Origin of the sequence: Streptomyces sp. NPDC052101 (assembly GCF_040680235.1) — a bacterium.
GTDB lineage: Bacteria > Actinomycetota > Actinomycetes > Streptomycetales > Streptomycetaceae > Streptomyces.
In genome coordinates, this window is the sequence record NZ_JBFAWH010000001.1 from 606,067 (window position 1) to 625,604 (window position 19,538).

The window sequence follows — 19,538 nt, forward strand, 5'->3', positions numbered from 1 at the left end:
TCAGGCGCCCTTGGCGTCGAGCGCGGCCTGGAGGGACTCCCTGTATCCGTGGCTCGTGACCGTGGCCCCGGACACCGAGTCGATGTGGGCGCTCTGCGCCTTCAGCGTCTCCGCGATCAGCTCGGGTACGGCCCACTTGGTCTGCGGATGGTGCGGCGCCTGCAGCATCCGCACGGAGGCGATCCGGTCGCCCCGGAAGGTCACCTCCACCTGGAAGACACCCTTCACGGTGTCCACCGCGGTGCCCGCCACGACCTTCGAGGACGAAGAAGAGGACGACGACGAAGACGACGAGGACGCGGAGGGCGAGGAGGACGCGTGGGTCGTGGAGGACGTGGGGGGCGCGGCGGGCTCCACGGCCTGTGTCGCCGTGGTCGGGGTGCCGGTCGACGGGTGGTAACGCCACACCGGTATCAGACCCGCGACGGTCAGGACGAAGACGGGAATGGCTCGCTTCACGGTGGGATGCCCTCTCTCAGCCCGCGAGGCTGAAACGCTCGAAGTGGATCTGCCGCTTGGGCACGCCCAGGTCGGCCAGGCTGCGCAGCACGGCGGCCATCATCCCGGGCGGCCCGCACAGGAAGACGTCCCGGTCGCCGATGTCGGGCACGAGCCGCGCCAGCTCGCGCGGGGCGAGCTTGTCGGGGACGACCGGTCCGGTCACCAGGTGCAGCTCGGCCCCCTTGGCGAGGGCGAGGTCGCGCAGCTCGTCGTAGAGGACGGCGTCACGGTCGGTGGCCACCCGGTAGATGACCACGGCGTGGCCCTGCAGGTCCTCCAGCAGCGCCCGGATCGGTGTGACACCGACACCGCCGGCGATCAGCACGGACTCCGGGCGGGTGCGGTGCAGGGTGGTGAAGGCGCCGTAGGGGCCCTCGGCGAAGACGCGGGTGCCGGCCTTGAGCCGGCGCAGGCCCGCGCTGCCGTCGCCGACCGCCTTCGCGGTGAGGCGCAGGGTGCGGCCGTCGGGGGCGGCCGACAGGGAGAACGGGTTGGCCTGCCACCAGCGGTCCCGGGTGAGGAACCGCCACAGGAAGAACTGGCCGGCCCGGGCGGGCAGCCGGTCCAGGTCGCGGCCGGTGATGTACACGGAGACGACGTCGTCCGACTCGGGGACGACCGCCGAGACCCGCAGCCGGTGCCGCAGGTTCCGCCACAGCGGCAGCGCCACCCGGCCCAGCGCCACCGCGCCGAGGGCCACGCCCCACACCGTGTACCAGTACGTCCTCGCGGCCGCCGACGAGGTGAAGGTCGTACCGGTCGCGACCTGGTGGGTGAAGGCGAGGACCACGGCGGCATAGGTGTACAGATGGATGAAGTGCCAGGTCTCGTAGGCGAGCCGGCGGCGGGCCCAGCGGCCCGAGACGGCGCCGACCACGACGATCAGCGCCAGCGCGACGATGGCGCGGAGCACGCCCTCGGTGGTCTCGGCGAGGTTCACGAGCTGGTTCACCGGGTCCATCGAGGACGCCTCGGCGTAGCCGAAGGTGATGAACACGGCATGCGTGAGCAGGGTCCACAGGATGCCGAAGCCGGTGCGGCGGTGCCAGGAGGTCAGCCGGTCCATGCCGATACGGCGGTCGAGCCAGGGCAGCCGGGCCACCAGCAGCAGCTGGAAGGCCATGAGGAGCGCGCCGTACAGGCCGGCGAGGCGGCCCAGCACGATCAGCGTGTTCGAGGCGAAGCCGGCCTGGACGAAGAACCAGGCGACCACCGCCGCGTTGGCGGCCAGCAGGGTGTACAGGCCGGTTCGGGCCGCGACCCGGGGGCGGATCGCTGTGGGGGAAGCGGGACGGGTCTGGAGGGTCGTCACGGACGGCATCTCCTTGATCGGGTCCTGGGTGACGAGCTTCGCCCGCGGATGCTGTCGTTCTCCTGTCGGACGACTTTCACTTGAGTATCGATATGACCGGTGGGGGCGGGCAGCTCGGGCGGGGCCGTTCGGGTGTCGCAGGATGGGCGGGTGCAGAAAGTACGACTGCTGGTCGTGGACGACGACCCGCCGATCGCCGATCTGGTCGCCACGGTCGCCCGGTACGAGGGCTGGGAGGCGGTCACGGCCTACTCGGGCGAGGAGGCGCTGCGCCGTGCCGCCGAGTTCGGACCGGACATCGTGGTCCTGGACCTGATGCTGCCGGACCTGGACGGCTTCGGCGTCCTGGACCGGCTGCGCCGCTCGGGGACGATGGTGCCGGTCGTGTTCCTCACCGCGCGCGACGGCGTCGCCGACCGGGTCGCGGGGCTGACCCGGGGCGGGGACGACTATCTGGTCAAGCCGTTCGCGGTGGAGGAGCTGATGGCCCGGCTGCGCACCGTACTGCGGCGCAGCGCCGGGCCCGGCTATGAGCGGTCCGTGCTGCGGGTCGCCGATCTGACGCTGGACGAGGACACCCGCGAGATACGGCGCGGCGAGCGGCTGCTCGCGCTCACCCCGACCGAGTTCGAGGTGCTGCGCTATCTGATGCGCAGGTCGCCGTCGGTGCTCACCAAGGCGCAGATCCTCGACCATGTCTGGGAGTACGGCTTCGGCGGCCGGTCGAACGTGGTGGAGCTGGTGGTCAGCCGGCTGCGCCGCAAGCTGGACGGTCCGGACGAGGAACCGCTGCTCCACACCGTGCGCGGCTTCGGGTACGTGGTCCGGCGGGCGGCGAGGTGACCGGGGGCGGCCCGGCGGGATCACGGGTGACCGGGCGGCTGCGCCGGACCTACGGCAGGCTCCGCCTCGGCACCCGGCTGGCCCTCGGCCTCGGCGCGCTGTCCCTGCTGGTGTTCGCGGTGCTCGGCACGGCCCTGACCACGTACATGCGCGGCTATCTGGAACGGCAGCTCGGCGACCAGCTGAGGCTGGTGCAGGTCGTGCAGGCCAAGGACGCCTCCGCGCACGGCACGGTCACACGCCAGCCGTACTACGGCTGGTACACGGCCGTCTACGACGTCTCGGGCGGCTCGGCGCGGCTGCGCACCCCCGCCGACGTGCCCGCCGACACCGCCCCGTTCACCGCGCTCGCCGAGACCCGCGCCCACTCCTCGACGGAGCTGTTCCGCACCGTGGACATCGCCGGGGAGGGCACCTACCGGCTGCGCGCCTGCGAGGTCGCGCCCGGCGTGGTCCTGGTGAGCGCTGCCCCCATGGCGGACGTCGAGGCGACCGTGCGGCAGCTGGTCACCGTCCAGGTGGTCGCGTTCACGCTGGCCCTGCTCGCGTTCGTGGTCATCGGCCGCACGATGCTGCGCCGGGGTCTGCAGCCGCTCAGCGACATGGCGCACACGGCCCACGGCATCGCCTCGCACGATCTGACCGACCCGGCGGCCCGGCTGCCGCTGCGCGCCGACCGCAAGGGCGGCGGCCCGGAGGTGGAGGAGCTGCGCACGGCCTTCAACACGATGCTGGAGCACATCGACGACTCCCTCGCGGTGCGCGCGCGGGCCGAGCAGCGGCTGCGCCGGTTCGTCGCGGACGCCTCCCACGAGCTGCGCACCCCGCTGATGTCGGTGCGCGGCTACGCCGACCTGTTCCAGTACGCGGCCGCCAACGAACCCGCCGAACGCGACCGCCACTTGACCCGCCTACGCGCCGAGGCCGCCCGGATGGGCATCCTCCTGGACGACCTGCTGCTGCTCGCCCGGCTGGACGCGGCCGAGGTCGACACGCCGTTGCGCTGCGCCGACACCGACCTGACGGAACTGGTGCGCGAGGCCGCGGACGCCTTCCGCGCGGGCCACCCCGGTCATCCGCTGACCGTCGACACCGGCGCCGGGCCGCTGCGGCTGCGCCTGGACCCGGTCCGCATCCGCCAGGTGCTGGACAACCTGCTCACCAACGCGGCCGTGCACACCCCGCCCGGCACGCGGGTCTCCCTGACGCTCTCGGCCGACGCCTCCGGCGCATGCGCGCGGGTCGCCGACGCGGGCCCCGGCATCCCGGACGCCGACCGGGCCCGGGTCTTCGACCGCTTCTACCGCGTGGACAAGGCCCGCAGCCGCGACCGGGGCGGCAGCGGGCTGGGGTTGTCGGTGGCCCGGGCGCTGGCAGAGGCGCACGGGGGAAGCCTGCGGCTGGAAAGGGAGACGGGCTCGACCGCGTTCACGCTACGACTGCCCAGCGACACGGCCGACGGAGGTGCGACTCCCTAGTGCCCCTGCCGGCAACGCTCGCCCTTGAGGAGCGGCGTCCGGTGCGTGCTCCGGGGGTCCCCCCGGCCGTGGCTGGGGGAGTGCCGGCCGGAAGCCCTCGTACTGGGCGTACGTGGGCTTTCGGCCGGTGCGGCGAGAGTGGGGGTACCTCCCACGCCCTTAAGGCAGTGGGGGAGTGCCCAGCGTCGCGACGGGGCGAACGTTGCCTGCCGGGGCACTACGGGCGCGGGGCTGTATCCGATATGCGCCTACCGCCGCGTGGGCGCGAGCAACCACCCAGGACGCTCAGCCGGCAGACGAACGGCACTCCTACGGCGAGACCCCCTGTCGGCTGTGCGGCCGGCAGGCCAGCGCGGCGACGTCGTCCTCCGCGTGCCGCGCGTCCAGCCGGCTGAGGATGGTGTCCAGGACGTCTTCGAGCCCGCCCCCGACGGGGAAGCGGACGGCGGACAGCCGGGCCAGAGACCGGTCGATGTCCTCGCCGCGGCGTTCCACCAGCCCGTCGGTGAACAGCACCAGGGTCTCCCCCGCGGCCAGCGGATACGTGGCCATCTCGTAACCGCCGAGCCCGGTGCCCAGCGGCGGTCCGACGGGGACGGGCAGGATCGAGGCCTGGCCGTCCCGTGCAATGAGCACCGGCGGCAGATGCCCGGCGCTGGCCAGCGTGACCTGATGGCGCCCCGGGTCGACACGGGCGAGCAGACAGGTGGCAGGCCTGAGGTCCGCCTCCTTGGAGGCGATCTCGTCCATCTGCCGCAGCACCCGGTGCGGAGGCAGGTCGGCGGAGGCGATGTAGCGCAGGGAGGAACGGAAGGCGTTCATGTCGACGGCGGCCTCCAGGCCGTGCCCCATGACATCGCCGACCACCAGCAGGGTCCGCCCGAAGTGCAGCCGTACCGTCTCGCACCAGTCGCCGCCGACCAGGACACCGCCGCCGGCGGGGAGGTAGCGGATGGCGATGTCGAGGTTGGGGTGCGGGCGGCCGGGTTCGGAGAGCAGGGCGCGCTGCAGGTCGCCGGCGGTGCGATTGACGGTCTCGTAGGCGCGGGCGTGCCGGATGTGGGAGGCGGCACGCTCGGCGAGCAGGCTGAGCAGCTCGCCCTCCGCGTGGCGCAGCGGCTGCCCGGAGCGCGCCCACACCAGGACGCCGTACCCGTCGTCGCCGCTGGTCAGCGGCGCGCACAGGGCGGCCCGGGGCCGGGTGCCGGCCGGGTGCTCCAGCCAGCGCTCCGGCTCCGCGCCGAGCGCCGGTACGCCCGCCTCGCGGGCCACCGCGGCGGCCCAGCGGGCGTCGGGCAGCGCGTCGGCGTCCCCGGTGATCGCCTCGTACCCGGAGATGGTCTCGCCGGTGCGGCGCATCACGGCGGCCGTGCCGCCGGCCAGCCGTACGGCGGCCCCGGTCAGCTCGGCGCAGGTCGTGGCCTCGTCGAGGGTCGTGCCGATCCCGGCCAGCGCGTCTCGCAGCGCGCTCAGCCGCGCGCCGGCCGCCTCCGCCCCGGTGGCCGGCCCGCCCTCCGCCGTCTCCTCGGCCCCAGGGGCGGCCGGGGACTCCTCGGCCCGCGCGGACGTCGCGGTTCCCTCGTGGCCGGTGCCGCTCTCGCGGTGGTGGCCGCCGTCGGCGGGCACCGGCCTGCGACGGGACTGGATCCAGCGCGCCACACCCAACACCCTCACAGAATCTCAAACCGGAGCGAGTGGGGCATAAGCCTCATCCATCCCCGCGCCCTCGGCAGCCCCGTACGGCCACCGGCCGTCTCCCTGGTTTCCGATGGTGTTCATCTTCAACCGAATGGGCCGCGTCCAGCATCTCTTTTGCCAGATTCGGAGTGTCGATCGATCGAGGCCTGGGCCGGCGAGCGCGGTCAGCCCTCGTCGGGGTCCAGCCGCAGGGAGATGGAGTTGATGCAGTACCGCTGGTCGGTCGGGGTCGGATAGCCCTCGCCCGCGAAGACGTGCCCGAGGTGGGAACCGCAGCGGGCACAGCGCACCTCGGTGCGGACCATGCCGTGCGAGCGGTCGTCGACCAGTTCCACCGCGTCGGTGTCCTTTGGGTCGTAGAAGGACGGCCAGCCGCAGTGCGACTCGAACTTGGTGTCGGAGACGAACAGTTCGGCGCCGCAGGCACGGCAGGAGTAGACACCCTTGGTCTTGGTGTCCGTGTACTCACCGGTGAAGGCAGGCTCGGTGGCGGCCTGGCGCAGCACGGCGTACTCGGCCGGGTTCAGCTCCGCTCGCCACTGCTCGTCCGGCTTCTCGACGTCGTACGACATGAGCCTCAGCCCCTTATTACTGCGACAGGCGGTCCAGGATCAGCGGGCCCAGGTCGGTCACGTCGCCCGCGCCCATGGTGAGAACGAGATCACCGGGCTTCGCCATTCCCGCGATCACTGCGGGGATCTCGGCCTTGTCGTGCACGGCGGTGACGTCGGCGCCGGCGGCGCGCGCGGCCTCGATGATCAGCTCGCTGGTCACACCGGGGATCGGGTCCTCGCGGGCCGGGTAGATGTCGAGGACCACGGAGGCGTCGGCGAGGGCCAGCGACTGGCCCATCTCCTTGCCCAGCTCCTGGGTGCGGGAGAACAGGTGCGGCTGGAAGACGACGAGGATGCGGGAGTCGCCGGCGGCGGCGCGCATGGCCTCCAGGTCGGCGGTCATCTCGGTGGGGTGGTGGGCGTAGGAGTCGATGACCTGCACACCGGCGGCCTCGCCCTTGAGCTGCAGGCGCCGCTTGACCCCGGTGTACGAGGCGAGCGCGGGCGCCAGCTCCGCGGCCGGGATGCCGAGCGCGGCACCGGCGGTGAGCGCGGCGACGGCGTTCAGGGCGTAGTGCCGGCCGGGCACGGAGACGGCGAAGGTCAGCTCCTGCCCGTTGAGCAGGACGGTGACCTGGCTCTTGAGCCCCTGCGGTACGACGGCCGTCACCCGTACGTCGGCGTCCTCGGCCTCGCCGTACGTCACGGTCCTCACCGAGCCCGCGAGCCGCCGGGTCAGCTCCCGCGCCCCCTGCTGGTCGGCGGAGACGACGAGCGTCCCGCCCGGCACGATCTTTCCGGCGAAGGTCTCGAAGGACTCGTAGATCTCGTCCATCGAGGCGTAGTTGGCGTGGTGGTCCAGCTCGACGTTGAGGACGATCGCGACCTCGGGCGCGTACTTGTGGAAGCTGCGGTCGGATTCGTCCGCCTCGGCGACGAAGATGTCGCCCTCGCCGTGCAGCGCGTTGGAGCCGGGCGCGTCCAGGTCGCCGCCGATGGCGTACGACGGCTCAAGGCCCAGCTCGGTCAGGGAGACGGCCAGCATCGAGGTGGTCGTCGTCTTGCCGTGGGTGCCGGCCACGGCGATCGGCCGCAGGCCCTCCATCAGCGCGGCGAGCGCGTCGGAGCGGTGCACCACCGGGATGCCCAGTGCGGCCGCGCGGGCCAGCTCGGGGTTGTCCTCGCGGATCGCCGACGACACGACGACGCAGCTGGCGTCGTCGGCGAGGTGCTCCGCGGCATGCCCGATGTGCACGGTGACCCCGAGCGCCCGCAGCGCCTCGGCGGTCGCCGACTCCTTGGCGTCGCTGCCGGCCACCTCGGCCCCGCGCTGCGCGAGGATCTTGGCGATCCCCGACATCCCGGCGCCGCCGATGCCGATGAAGTGCGGTCGGTCCATGGCGGCAGGAAGGCCGGGTGCCATGTGGTTCTCCCCAGGGGACGGTACGTACGAGAGCGGCCCTAGCCTATGCGCTGAGGCACCGGGTCCCTCACACCTTGCTGTGCGAGAAGAGCTTCAGCACCGGCACCCCCACCTTGTGCCGCGCCCGCGAGGCCCAGTCCCGGTGGAAGAACTCCTCCACATAGTGCGGATCGGTCAGCACGATCACCTCGTCGGCCGACGCCTCGGCCACGAGCGACTTCAGCGCGTCCAGCGGATGATCCTCGACCAGCCGCCCCTCCGCCTGGCTCCCCGCCGAGCGCAACGCCTGCACGGAGACGTCCAGCGCCTGCTGTCCGACGCTCCTGGCGTCCTCGCCCTCGGGCGTCTCGCCCTCACGGACCGCCTCGTCGAGTTCGCCGAGCGCGATGTCGTCGATGGCCCGCAGCAGGCGGTCCGCCTGGTCGCCGCGCGGCTGGAGGAGCACGTGGAATGCGACCGGCTCGTCCCCGTGCAAGGTGGTGACGAACTCCACGTCGGCGGACGTCAAGGCCTTCTCGATCATCAGAACGCTCGTGAACACCAAACGCCTCTTCTCCTCCGTGGGCCCTGACGGAGCCCCTGCGGAAACCATCCTGCCCCGTGATCGCACGGGTTCTGCCGGACTAAGTCTGCCCTCCGGAAACCAAACGGAACGACAGATTCCGCTTATTTAGGACCGACGGTAACGGCCGAACAGAAATCCGGCCTCCTCAAGGAGGGACACCAGCTCGAACCGGCGCGGCACGGCGACCGACGGCCCCCCGGCGATGCGCTGCGCGTCGCCCGCGGTGAGCATGGGCGAAAGGGTCAGGCACATCTCGTCCAGCACCTCGGCGGCGATCAGCTGGCCGAGCAGCCGGGGGCCGCCCTCGGTGAGCAGCCGGGTGTGGCCGAGGCCGGCGAGGGCGCGGACCGCCCGCGCGGGCTCGATGCCCATGCCCTCACCGGCGATCACCACCGTGGCCCCGGCCTTCTGGGCGGCGGCGACCCGGTCGGGGGCGGCCGCGGCCCCGGTCAGGATCAGCGTGGGCACCTGGGGCGAGGTGAACAGCGGGAGCGAGAGGTCCAGCTCCAGGCTCGCGGAGACGACGGCGATCGCCGGTGCCGGGGCCTGCCCCGCGGCCTTGCGGGCTCCGGCGAACTCGGCACGCGCGCGTGCGGGGCGGTACCCCTCCTGCCGTACCGTTTCCGCGCCCACCACGATCACGTCCGCGAGGGCTCGCAGCGTGCCGAAGATCCGCATGTCGGCGGCGCTGGAGATGGGCTGGGAGCGCCCCTCGTGCTGGGCGGCGCCATCGAGCGTGGAGACCATGTTGGCCCGCAGCCAGGGCCTGAGGGCGCCCGGCTCCGGCTCGGGGTAGGCGTAGGCGGCGGCCAGCTCGGCGAGGCTCCACTCGCGATCGACGAGTGCGGTGACATCGGGCGCACCGGGCACATCCGTCTCCCGGGCCCCGTCCGTCACTCGAACCCCGGGCCCATCCGTCACCCCGGCCCCCGAAATCCCCCTCGCCCCCGCCCCCTCCGGCGTCCCGCCGGAGGCCTGGGCTGCTGTTTCGTCGGTCACAGGGAACAGGCGTCGCATGACGTGCAGTGTGACACGGCGCTTAGCATGGGTAACCGTGTCGTCCTCCACCGCCGCCCCCGGATCCAGCCCTGTGATCGACGCGGGCCCCCTCTCCCTGTGTGAACGTGAGCCGCGTGTCCCCGCGGACCGGCTGGTCGCCGAGATGGTGCCGCCGCCGCGCTTCGACTCGGTCCGTTTCTCGACGTACATACCGGACCCCAACCAGCCCAGCCAGACCGAGGCAGTAGGGGTGCTGGAGGGGTTCGCGGCCGGGCTCGGCGGGGCGCACGCCTCCGGCGCCGGCAAGCGCGGCTTCTTCGGCTTCAGAACCAGAACGCCCAAGGCCCCGGCCGGCCCGCGCGGGGTCTACCTGGACGGCGGCTACGGCGTCGGCAAGACCCACCTGCTCGCCTCCCTGTGGCACGCCACCCCCGCCGAGCCGTCCCGCAAGGCGTTCGGCACCTTCGTGGAACTGACGAACCTGGTCGGCGCCCTCGGCTTCCAGCAGACGGTGCAGACCCTGTCCGGCCACAGCCTGCTGTGCATCGACGAGTTCGAGCTGGACGACCCGGGTGACACGGTCCTCGTGTCGACGCTGCTCGGCAAACTGGTCGAGGCGGGCGTCGCACTGGCCGCCACCTCCAACACGCTGCCCGGCAAGCTCGGCGAGGGCCGGTTCGCGGCCGCCGACTTCCTGCGCGAGATACAGGGGCTTTCGGCCCACTTCCGCACGCTGCGCATCGACGGCGAGGACTACCGGCACCGCGGTCTGCCCGAGGCCCCGAAGCCCTTCTCCGACGAAGAGGTGACGAAGGCGGCCTACGCCACCGCGGGCGCCTCGCTCGACGACTTCCCGCATCTGCTGGAGCACCTGGCCAGGGTCCACCCGAGCCGGTACGGCGCACTGACCGACGGCGTCACGGCGGTGTACCTCACCGATGTGCGGCCGGTGCCGGACCAGTCGACGGCACTGCGGCTCGTGGTGCTCGCGGACCGGCTCTACGACCGCGAGGTCCCGGTGCTGGCCTCGGGGCTGCCGTTCGACAGGCTGTTCAGCGAGGAGATGCTGAACGGCGGCTACCGCAAGAAGTACTTCCGCGCCATCTCCCGGCTCACCGCGCTGGCCCGTGACGCGAAGGGGCTCGTCGGCTCGTAGTCAAGAGCCGGATCGCGCCACGCGACCGGCGGTTTTCACGCTCTCTTGCGCTCGTAACGTGCTGTTAACCCTGCAAAGGACTTTGCAGGGTTAACGTGTTTCTTGACCATCCATTGACCAGTGTTTGGTCTGGACAAGAGGCGTGAACTTCCGAAGGGGGGCGCATGTTCCGAGGTACGACGACCCGGCCGCGCTCCGCCCTCCTCGCGGTACTGCTGTTCACGCTCCAGCTCTTCGCCCTCACCGCGACCTTCGCAACCGCGCACACGCCCAGTCACGTTCAGGCCACGACTGAGTCCGTCGTTCCGGCGAATCCGTCCTCCGTACCGCCGGTGCGCGAGGAGAAGGAGTCGGTCCGCACCCCGGGCGTCCCGGGCGCACCCCTGGCTCTTTCGCGTCTGCGCGACCGGCAGCGCTGCTCGGCCCCCGGCTGCGCGCAGACGCACCCCCTCATATCCGGCCGGGCAGCCGGTACGGGCCCTTCGCACACTCCCGGCACCGCGCACGACCCGGCCTCCAGAGCCCGCGGAGCGCACATCCCGGCAGCGCTTCAGGTCTTCCGCTGCTGACCTGCGCTGCGCGCTCCCCCCCACACCCGTCGTTCAAGTCCGACGCGCCGCTCAGGCGCGCCAGGAGGAACTCACGCATATGCAGCCCCTCATCGACAACGCCCGTACCTTCGGACAGCGCCCTGAGGAGTTCGCCAAGCTCGCCGAAGGCCAGTCCCCACAGGTGCTGTTCATCACCTGCTCCGATTCCCGGGTCGTCCCGGCCCTGATCACGGGCGCCCGCCCCGGCCAGCTCTTCGAGCTGCGCACCGCGGGCAACATCGTCCCGCCCCACACCTCGCTCCACCCCACCAGCGAGGCCGCCACCATCGAGTACGCCGTGGAGGTGCTCGGCGTCCGCGACATCGTCGTCTGCGGTCACTCGCACTGCGGTGCCGTCGGCGCGCTGGTGCGCGGCGACGACCTGACCGCCGTACCCGCCGTGCGCGACTGGCTCGCGCACGCCACCCCGCGCCCCGCCGGCGCGGTCGAGGACCCGGAAGTCGCCCAGGGTGTGCAGGCCCATGTCCTGACCCAGTTGCTGCGGCTGCACTCGTACCCGTGCGTCGAGCGGAAGCTCGCCGAGGGCCAACTCGGCCTGCACGCCTGGTACTACGAGGTGCACACCGGGGCAGTACGGGCGCACCGCCCGCAGACCGACACCTTCGAGTCCCTGTGAGCGCGCCGATGACCAGCAAGAACACCACTCTCATAGCCCGCTTCCCGTATCTGCGGCAGGACTTCGCCGCCTCTCTCGTCGTCTTCCTGGTCGCGCTGCCGCTGTGCGTCGGCGTGGCCGTCGCCTCCGGGGTCCCGGCCGAACTCGGCCTGATCACCGGCATCGTGGGCGGACTCGTCACCGGGCTGATGCGCGGCAGCAGCCTTCAGGTGTCGGGTCCGGCGGCCGGCCTGACAGTCCTCGTCCTCGAAGCGGTCAAGGAGTTCGGGCTGCCCGTGCTCGGCGCGATCGTGCTCGTCTCCGGACTGCTCCAGATGGGCATGGGCCTGCTGAAGCTGGGCCGTTACTTCCGCGCCATCTCGGTCTCCGTCGTCGAGGGCATGCTGGCCGGGATCGGACTGGTCCTCATCGCCGGGCAGTTGTATCCGGCGCTGGCGGCCAAGGCCCCCGGCTCCGGACTGGGCAAGATCGCCGGGCTGCCCGGGGCGTTCCTGGACGCCCTCGGCGACGGCAAGGCGGTGGCCTCGATCGCGGTGTGCGCGGGCACGATCGCGGTGCTGCTGCTCTGGAAGCATGTCCCGGCGAAGGTGCGGACGCTGCCCGGGCCGCTGGCCGCGGTCGGCCTCGCCACGGTGGCCGCGTTCACGCTGGACCTGCCGGTGGCCACGGTCGAGGTGCAGGGCCTGCTGGAGGCCGTACAGCCGCCGCCGCTGAGCGCCTTCGGCGAGCTGGCGGGCGTCGGGGTGCTCGGCACGGTCGTCGCCTTCACGCTGATCGCCTCCGCCGAGTCGCTGTTCAGCGCGGCGGCCGTGGACCGGCTGCACACCGGGCCGCGCACCGCGTACGACAAGGAGCTGCTCGCCCAGGGCGCGGGCAACACGCTGTGCGGGCTGCTGGGCGCGCTGCCGATGACCGCGGTGATCGTGCGCAGCGCGGCCAACGTCCAGGCAGGCGCCCGTACGAAGGCCTCCCGGGTGCTGCACGGGGTGTGGCTGCTGCTGTTCGCCGCGCTGCTGCCGAACGTGCTGGCCTACATCCCGATCCCGGCGCTCGCCGGCATCCTGGTCCACTCCGGCGCCAAGCTGGTCCCGGTGCGGGCACTGGCCGGGCTGTGGCGCGAGCACCGGGGCGAGGCGCTGATCCTGTCCGTCACCGCCCTGTCCATCGTGGCGGTCAGCATGTTCGAGGGCGTGCTGATCGGCCTGGCCCTGGCCGTGGTCAAGACGGCCTGGGAGGCCTCGCACATCGGGCTGGAGGTGATCGACAAGGGCGCGGGCCCGATCGACGCCCATCTCACGGGCAACGCGACCTTCCTGCGGCTGCCGAAGATCCTGGACAGCCTGGAGTCGCTCCCCCAGGACCGCCCGGTCCGCCTGGACCTGTCCGGCCTGCACCACCTCGACCACGCCTGCCGTACGGCCCTGGAGAGCTGGGCGGAACGGCACAGCGCGGTGGGGACGGAGCCGGTGAGACTGACGGTGCCGGTGGGCTGAGGCCGCCCGCGGTGGCCGGTCCAGCGGGGCCTGCGCCCCCTGGACCCGCGGCCGCGGCCACCTCCGGCTCGGTTGGCCTGGAAGTGGCATATCGTTACAGCAGCGGACAAACACCGGCCTCTCTGTGAGGAGGTCATCATGGTCCAGGAGCTGCTGGGAGCGATCGCCGCGGCGGGTTGTGCCGGACTGGTGTACCTGGGGATGGCGGCCCGTGTGGTCAAGCAGTACGAACGGGGCGTGCTGTTCAGGCTCGGGCGCCTCGCGGGTGACGTACGGTCACCGGGGTTCACGCTGATCATCCCCTTCGTGGACCGGCTGCAGAAGGTCAACATGCAGATCGTGACGATGCCGATCCCGGCCCAGGAGGGCATCACCCGCGACAACGTCACCGTCCGCGTGGACGCGGTCGTCTACTTCAAGGTGGTCGACGCGGCGAGCGCGCTGGTGAAGGTCGAGGACTACAAGTTCGCGGTGTCGCAGATGGCGCAGACATCGCTCAGGTCGATCATCGGCAAGAGCGATCTGGACGATCTGCTCTCCAACCGCGAGAAGCTCAACCAGGGCCTGGAGCTGATGATCGACAGCCCTGCCGTCGGCTGGGGCATCCAGGTCGACCGGGTGGAGATCAAGGACGTCTCCCTGCCCGACACGATGAAGCGGTCCATGGCCCGCCAGGCCGAGGCCGACCGGGAACGCCGGGCGCGGATCATCAACGCCGACGCCGAACTCCAGGCCTCCAAGAAGCTGGCCGAGGCCGCCCAGCAGATGGCCGACACACCCGCCGCTCTCCAGCTGCGGCTGCTGCAGACGGTGATGGCGGTGTCCGCCGAGAAGAACTCCACTCTGGTCCTGCCCATCCCGGTGGAACTGCTGCACTTCCTGGAGCGGGGCAACCAGCAGCCCACGCCGAACGGTGACGGGGAACCGCGTTCCGGCTAACGCTCCGGCTAGCGTGCCGGGTATGCGCAGGAACCGGTTGATCATCATGGCCGTCGCGAGCGCCGTCGCCGCGACGGCCGTAGTGGCGGGCTGCGGCGACGGCGGTGGCGCACCGGCCGCCACCGCCTCCCCCACCGCCGCCCGCCGGCTGACCGTCACCAGTTCCGCGTATGCCGACGGCGGCACCATCCCGCGCCGCCACACCTGCGACGGCGCGGACGTCTCACCCCCGCTGGCCCTCGGCGCCGTACCCGCGCGGACTGCCTCGCTGGCCCTGCTTCTGCTGGACACCGACGCCCAGCACGGCACGTTCACGCACTGGCTGGCGTGGGACATCGACCCGCACACGAGGCAGCTGTCCGCAGGAGAGCATCCGCGAGGGGCGACCGAGGGCCGCAACGACTTCGGCAGGCCCGGCTACGGCGGCCCCTGCCCGCCGCGCGGAGACCACCCGCACCATTACGTCCTCACGGTCTACGCCACCGACCGCCGCATGTCGCTGACCGCGCGGGCCTCGTCCGCCGAGCTGCTGCGGGCGCTGTCCGGCCATACGCTCGCCGCGGGCACGCTGACAGGCCGGTACGGCCGGGGGTAGTGCGGGTGGTGCCGCGGCCGTCGCGCGCGGGCACGGATGCTGGACAGCGCCTGAATTAAGATCAAAACACCGGCGCGTCGTGTCCGCTTTGGGTGATTTTCACACTAATCTCCGTGACTGTAAGAAGTCGATCTGCTGCAGACCGCTTCCCCGCTCACACCATGGAGATGACATGCACAGACTTCGCAAGGCCGCCGTTCTGGTCGCCGCCGTCAGCACCGTCGGACTCGCAACCGCCGGCACTGCCTATGCCGGCGGAGGACACGACCACGACGGCGTCATGCAAAGCTCCCAGTGCAAGGACCACGACCTGAACCTCGACGTCCTCGGCGAGGTCGGCATTCTCAACGGCCTGCTCGGCAACGCGCTCAACGGCGAAGGCGACCCGGGCGCACAAGGCACCCACATCGGATCGTCCATGGGCTGCAACAACAGCGCCGGCGACTAGAAGGCCCGTTCCCAAGCTCCTGGCGGCGGAAGGCGGGGGCCGGTCCGGCGACCGGTGGACCGGCCGGCCTCCGCACCGCCGACAGGGGACATGCGTGGCGACCTCACGCGCACACGGACAGATCCGTGAGCAGCTCCGGAGGTGCACGTGAGGTCGCCACGCCTCAGCGGCAGCGGAGTCGCGGTATGCGCTCCGCTGCCGCTTCCATGTGCGGATCCGGGTCGCCTGGACGCCAACTCCCGTGCCGGCGGCGGGAGTAGGGGGACACCGCCGTGCGGGTGACCGTATCGCCACGCCGACGGCCATAGCATCACAAAACGGCTATCCAGTCCTATTTTCCTACAGTGATCCCTCAAGTACGCCGCCTCACCGCCGTCTGCGCCCTGGGCGCGGCCCTCGCCGCCTGCGGTAGCGCGGGCCCCACGGGCAGTGCCCGCCCGGCCCCCGCCGAGCCCCCCGCCTCCGCCTCCCCGTCCGCCTCGCGCCCGCCCGTGCTGGCCCCGGGCCCCGGCGGTCTGACCCCGGTCTTCGAGCACGGCCCGCGCACCCAGGGCAAGACCGTCGCGCTGACCTTCGACGCCGACATGACCGCGGACCAGGGACCTCGCGCGGCCGCCGGCGAACACTTCGACAACCCGGACCTCATCGGCACCCTGCGGGCGCTGAAGGTGCCGGCGACGATCTTCATGACCGGCCGGTGGGCCGACGAGTACCCGACCGAGGCCCGCAGCCTCGGCAACGACCCGCAGTTCGAGGTCGCCAACCACTCCTACAGCCACTACGCCTTCACCGACGACTGCTACGGCCTGCCGACGGTGGCCGCCGACAAGATGCGCTCGGACGTGGAACGGGCGTACGCCTCCCTGCACAACGCGGGCGTGCCGCGCCCGCTGCCCTACTTCCGCTTCCCCGGCGGCTGTTACGACCAGCGGGCACTGCGCGCGCTGAGCGGGCTCGGGGTGACCGCGGTGCAGTGGGACGTGGTGAGCGGCGACGCGTTCGCCACGGACGCCGACGCCGTCACCCAGCAGGTGCTGGACGGGGTGAAGCCCGGCTCGGTGGTGGTCATGCACTGCACCCGCAGCGCCGCCCCGACCACCGAGCGGGTCGTCCGCGCGGTCGTACCGGAACTGCGGGGGCGCGGCTACCGGTTCGTGAAGGTCTCCGAGCTGATCGGCGAGAGCCGCGGACACCGCTGAGCGGCCCGCGCGGGAAGCCGGGGCACCGCCCGCTCAGGGTGACCGGCGGGCGGTGAGCCGGGCGGCCACGGCGAAGGCCGCAGCCGTGAGCAGGGCCGCCCCGCCCAGCGGCAGCACCGGCACCGATGCCCGGCCGGTCTGCGAGCCGGTGACCAGGCCCTGGACCGCGGCCTGCGCCGGGGAGCCGGTGAGCACCACCGCGAGCAGCGCGCCCAGCAGCATCGCGGGCACGGCCCGGCCGGTGGAGCGCAGCAGCGGCCGGTTGGTGAGCGCGCCGACGGCCGCGCCGAGCAGCGCGCAGGTGAGCGTGGCCGGCAGTCCGGCGGCGCCCGCCCGCAGCAGGGACACGCGGACCTGGTGCCCGTTGCTCGCCGGATCGCTGATCAGCGTCACCACCGCGGTCGCCACCAACCCGAGCGCCACCGCCGCGAGCAGCGCCGTCAGCAGACAGGCGAGGTGGGCCCGCATCGGGCCGCGCGCGGCGGCGACACAGGCGCGGGCCGCGTCCGGCTCGCCGGTGACGCAGATGCGCACCAGCCAGGCGGCCACCGGGAGCAGACCGGCGGCGGTGTAGCCGAGCGAGTCGAGGATCGGCTGGCCGCTCTGCACACCGATCCCGAGGAACGCTGCGTACAGGATCACCGGCGGCAGCCAGCGCTGGGAGCGCACCAGCAGGTCGGCCTGGTAGCGCAGGAGTGCGGTCATGAGCGGCTTCCGGGGTTCGGTTCGGGATCGTCCGGGGGCGGGGTGACACTCACCACGTGCCAGGGCGGGCGGGCCGTGAGCAGGGTGCGCAGGACGACGTCGGAGTGGGATGCGGGCACGGCGAGGCGGTGGACACCGGGCGCGGTCTCCTCGGCCGAGGCGGCGGTCCGGGCCGCGTCGGGCGGCAGCTGTCCGCCGGCCGGCCCGCGCACGGTGACCAGGGTGAGCGGCCCGGTCGGCGAACTCCCGCCGCGCGTAGGGCGCTTGAGAGCGCCGCCGAGCACGGTGTATGTCGCGTCGGGCGCCCCGGCCAGCCGGCGCGGGTCGTGGTCGACGAACACCACGGCGCCCCCGGCGGCGGTCCGCTCGGCCACCGCCCCCTCCAGCTCGGCCCGCGCCGCCGTGTCCAGGCCGGTCCAGGCCTCGTCCAGCACCAGCAGCTCCGGCTCGCCGAGCAGGGCCTGCGCGACGGCCACCTTCTGGCTGCTGCCCTTCGACAGCTGCGCCAGGGGCGTACCGGCGTACGCCCCGGCGCCGAAGCGCTCCAGCCAGGTGCCCGCGGCGCGTTGTGCCGTCCGGCGGCTCAGGCCGTGCACCGTCCCGAGGCGGACGAGATAGCCGAGGGCGGTGAAGGGGAGCGCGGACGGGAACCGTTCCGGGACGTACGCCGTGCGGGGGCGGCCGGTGACGCGGCCCTCGCTGGGGGCGTCCAGCCTTGCGAGGAGGCGGAGCAGGGTGGACTTTCCGGTGCCGTTCGCTCCTTCTATGCGGGTGAGGGTTCCGGGGGTGACGGTGAGGTCGATGCCTCTTAACACCCAGGGGCCGCGCAGGCCGTAGCGGCGGCCCACGCCCGCCAGCCGTAGATCACGTTGCATGGGGGCATTGTGGCCGCGGTGGCCGCATGCCGGATACCACCCCGCGCCCCTTAGGGTTGGCTGGTGTGAGCCCTGCTTCGACGTCCCCCAGCGACAGTCCCTTCCACTGCGAGCGCAACCCGCGCGACGAGGCGCCCCAGTTCGTGCTGCCTCTCGTCGCGCGGATCGAGAAGAGCGCGCCGCCCGCGCGTACCGATGCGCTGGAGACGGCCGCGCGGGCGGTCCTGGTGCTGCTGGCGGACGAACGGGCGCACGGGGACGGGGAGTGGGCCGAGGCGGTGCGGAGCTGGGAGGACGCCCGGATCCGCAAGGTCGTCCGGCGGGCCCGCGGCGCCGAGTGGCGGCGGGCCGAGGCGCTGCCCGGGGTCACGGTGACCGGCAAGTCCGCCGAGGTGCGGGTCTTCCCGCCGATCCCGCTCGACGGCTGGCCCAAGGACCTGGCCAAGCTCCAGGTGTCGGGCACCGAGCTGGACGACCCGGAGCCACCCGTCGCCGCCGGCCCGGTACAGCCCGCGCTGTGGCTGAACCCGGAGCTGGAGATGTCGGCCGGGAAGGCGATGGCCCAGGCCGGGCACGGCGCCCAGCTGGCCTGGTGGGCGCTGTCCGACGCGGAGCGCGCCGCCTGGCGCGACGCGGGCTTCGCGCTGGCCGTCCGTACGGCCGACCCCGCCGACTGGCCCCTGCTGACCGGCAGCCGGCTGCCGGTGGTCAGGGATGCCGGGTTCACGGAGATCGCGCCGGGCAGCTGCACGGTCGTCGCCGACCATCCCGCGCTGCGCTAGGAGAGACCGATGACGCGGGTCGACGGGCGGGTCGAGCGGGGCAATCGCACCCGTCGGCTGGTGCTGCGCCGCACGGTGGAGATCGCCTCGGTCGAGGGCCTGGAGGCGCTCACCGTCGGCCGCCTCGCCGCCGAGCTGGAGCTGAGCAAGAGCGGGGTGTTCGCGCTCTTCGGCTCCAAGCAGGAACTGCAGCTGGCCACCATTCGGGAGGCTGCCCGGATCTACACCGACCGGGTGCTCCGGCCCGCGGCCGAGGCCCCGCCCGGTGTCGGCCGGGTGTGGCGGCTGTGCGAGCTGTGGCTGGAGTACTCGCGCGGCCGGGTCTTCCCCGGCGGCTGCTTCTTCTACGGCGCCATGGCCGAGTTCGACGCGCGGACGGGGCCCGTGCACGACGCCGTGGTCCGCGCGCAGCGCGACTGGTCGGCCCGTGTCGAGCGCACGATCGAGGAGGCGCGTACGGCGGGTGAGCTGCGCGCCGACACCGATGTCCCGCAACTCGCCTTCGAACTGGTGGCGTTGCTGGAGACGGCGAACGCCCTGTCGGTCCTGCACGGCGAGGAGACCGCGTACCGCAGGGCCCGGGTGGGCATCGCGGAGCGGCTGCGCGGCGCGGCCGTGGACGGTGTCACGCTCCCCCAGGTCCCCTGACCTTCCCCAAGCCTCCCGACCTTCCCCAAGTCCTCTGACCTGGAGCCCAGTTGAAGCTGCGGTCGGCCTCCAAATAAATGAGCACGATCGTTCGCTTT

At 72.5% G+C, this 19,538-nt stretch carries 21 protein-coding genes; 12 read left to right on the top strand and 9 right to left on the bottom strand.

Annotated elements, in window-relative coordinates; all coding sequences use genetic code 11:
- Both AB0L75_RS02655 and AB0L75_RS02660 read right to left on the bottom strand, forming a co-directional pair.
- A complete protein-coding gene (locus tag AB0L75_RS02655; protein ID WP_365174291.1) occupies nt 1-459 on the bottom strand; it encodes an FMN-binding protein in 459 nt (152 codons plus the stop codon).
- A gap of 16 nt (nt 460-475) precedes the next feature.
- Nucleotides 476-1,813, bottom strand: a complete 1,338-nt coding sequence (locus tag AB0L75_RS02660; RefSeq protein WP_365174293.1) for a ferredoxin reductase family protein — start codon at nt 1,811-1,813, stop codon at nt 476-478.
- Between the two features lie 150 nt (nt 1,814-1,963).
- On the opposite strand from AB0L75_RS02660, the gene AB0L75_RS02665 reads away from it, so the two are divergent.
- Both AB0L75_RS02665 and AB0L75_RS02670 read left to right on the top strand, forming a co-directional pair.
- Nucleotides 1,964-2,656: a response regulator transcription factor gene (locus tag AB0L75_RS02665; RefSeq protein WP_365174295.1), complete on the top strand. Its 693-nt coding sequence runs from the start codon at nt 1,964-1,966 to the stop codon at nt 2,654-2,656.
- Nucleotides 2,657-2,682: 26 nt separating this feature from the next.
- Entirely contained in the window at nt 2,683-4,134 is a 1,452-nt protein-coding gene (locus AB0L75_RS02670) for a HAMP domain-containing sensor histidine kinase (RefSeq protein WP_365174298.1), read from the top strand.
- Nucleotides 4,135-4,443: 309 nt separating this feature from the next.
- Here AB0L75_RS02670 and AB0L75_RS02675 read toward each other — a convergent pair whose 3' ends face one another.
- From AB0L75_RS02675 to AB0L75_RS02695, 5 genes are all read right to left on the bottom strand, one after another.
- Nucleotides 4,444-5,793: a SpoIIE family protein phosphatase gene (locus tag AB0L75_RS02675; protein WP_365174300.1), complete on the bottom strand. Its 1,350-nt coding sequence runs from the start codon at nt 5,791-5,793 to the stop codon at nt 4,444-4,446.
- Nucleotides 5,794-5,996: 203 nt separating this feature from the next.
- Nucleotides 5,997-6,404 carry a peptide-methionine (R)-S-oxide reductase MsrB gene (gene msrB / locus AB0L75_RS02680; RefSeq protein ID WP_365174303.1) on the bottom strand — a complete coding sequence of 136 codons (408 nt, stop codon included), beginning with the start codon at nt 6,402-6,404 and terminating at the stop codon, nt 5,997-5,999.
- A 16-nt stretch (nt 6,405-6,420) separates the two neighbouring features.
- Nucleotides 6,421-7,809 (bottom strand): UDP-N-acetylmuramate--L-alanine ligase, encoded by a 1,389-nt coding sequence (gene murC / locus AB0L75_RS02685; RefSeq protein WP_365174306.1) that lies wholly within the window; start codon nt 7,807-7,809, stop codon nt 6,421-6,423.
- A gap of 67 nt (nt 7,810-7,876) precedes the next feature.
- Entirely contained in the window at nt 7,877-8,350 is a 474-nt protein-coding gene (locus tag AB0L75_RS02690) for an indole-3-glycerol phosphate synthase (protein ID WP_365174308.1), read from the bottom strand.
- Nucleotides 8,351-8,479: 129 nt separating this feature from the next.
- Complete coding sequence (locus AB0L75_RS02695) at nt 8,480-9,391, bottom strand: pyrimidine reductase family protein (protein WP_365174310.1); 912 nt, start codon at nt 9,389-9,391, stop codon at nt 8,480-8,482.
- Nucleotides 9,392-9,428: 37 nt separating this feature from the next.
- On the opposite strand from AB0L75_RS02695, the gene zapE reads away from it, so the two are divergent.
- The 8 genes from zapE to AB0L75_RS02735 all read left to right on the top strand — a co-directional run bounded on the left by zapE (nt 9,429) and on the right by AB0L75_RS02735 (nt 16,430).
- Nucleotides 9,429-10,529 carry a cell division protein ZapE gene (zapE, locus tag AB0L75_RS02700; protein ID WP_365174312.1) on the top strand — a complete coding sequence of 367 codons (1,101 nt, stop codon included), beginning with the start codon at nt 9,429-9,431 and terminating at the stop codon, nt 10,527-10,529.
- A 164-nt stretch (nt 10,530-10,693) separates the two neighbouring features.
- On the top strand, nt 10,694-11,098 hold the full coding sequence (locus AB0L75_RS02705; RefSeq protein ID WP_365174315.1) for a hypothetical protein: 405 nt from the start codon (nt 10,694-10,696) through the stop codon (nt 11,096-11,098).
- Between the two features lie 79 nt (nt 11,099-11,177).
- Nucleotides 11,178-11,756, top strand: coding sequence for a carbonic anhydrase (locus tag AB0L75_RS02710; protein WP_365174317.1), 579 nt, complete (start codon nt 11,178-11,180; stop codon nt 11,754-11,756).
- Nucleotides 11,757-11,764: 8 nt separating this feature from the next.
- Nucleotides 11,765-13,249 (top strand): SulP family inorganic anion transporter, encoded by a 1,485-nt coding sequence (locus AB0L75_RS02715; protein WP_365174320.1) that lies wholly within the window; start codon nt 11,765-11,767, stop codon nt 13,247-13,249.
- A gap of 138 nt (nt 13,250-13,387) precedes the next feature.
- On the top strand, nt 13,388-14,188 hold the full coding sequence (locus tag AB0L75_RS02720) for a slipin family protein (RefSeq protein WP_365174322.1): 801 nt from the start codon (nt 13,388-13,390) through the stop codon (nt 14,186-14,188).
- A 22-nt stretch (nt 14,189-14,210) separates the two neighbouring features.
- On the top strand, nt 14,211-14,783 hold the full coding sequence (locus AB0L75_RS02725) for a YbhB/YbcL family Raf kinase inhibitor-like protein (RefSeq protein ID WP_365174325.1): 573 nt from the start codon (nt 14,211-14,213) through the stop codon (nt 14,781-14,783).
- A 172-nt stretch (nt 14,784-14,955) separates the two neighbouring features.
- A complete protein-coding gene (locus tag AB0L75_RS02730; protein WP_365174328.1) occupies nt 14,956-15,231 on the top strand; it encodes a hypothetical protein in 276 nt (91 codons plus the stop codon).
- 344 nt (nt 15,232-15,575) lie between these two features.
- Nucleotides 15,576-16,430, top strand: coding sequence for a polysaccharide deacetylase family protein (locus tag AB0L75_RS02735; RefSeq protein WP_365174331.1), 855 nt, complete (start codon nt 15,576-15,578; stop codon nt 16,428-16,430).
- 33 nt (nt 16,431-16,463) lie between these two features.
- Here the strand turns inward: AB0L75_RS02735 and AB0L75_RS02740 are convergent, their stop codons facing one another.
- Both AB0L75_RS02740 and AB0L75_RS02745 read right to left on the bottom strand, forming a co-directional pair.
- Entirely contained in the window at nt 16,464-17,135 is a 672-nt protein-coding gene (locus AB0L75_RS02740; RefSeq protein ID WP_365174334.1) for an ABC transporter, read from the bottom strand.
- Entirely contained in the window at nt 17,132-18,010 is an 879-nt protein-coding gene (locus tag AB0L75_RS02745) for an ATP-binding cassette domain-containing protein (RefSeq protein ID WP_365174336.1), read from the bottom strand. Before AB0L75_RS02745 ends, AB0L75_RS02740 begins: the two co-directional genes overlap by 4 nt.
- Nucleotides 18,011-18,036: 26 nt before the next feature.
- Here AB0L75_RS02745 and AB0L75_RS02750 point away from each other — a divergent pair, with 26 nt between their 5' ends.
- Both AB0L75_RS02750 and AB0L75_RS02755 read left to right on the top strand, forming a co-directional pair.
- Entirely contained in the window at nt 18,037-18,792 is a 756-nt protein-coding gene (locus AB0L75_RS02750) for a peptidyl-tRNA hydrolase (RefSeq protein WP_365174338.1), read from the top strand.
- A 9-nt stretch (nt 18,793-18,801) separates the two neighbouring features.
- Nucleotides 18,802-19,440, top strand: coding sequence for a TetR family transcriptional regulator (locus AB0L75_RS02755; protein WP_365174341.1), 639 nt, complete (start codon nt 18,802-18,804; stop codon nt 19,438-19,440).
- Nucleotides 19,441-19,538 lie beyond the last annotated feature (98 nt).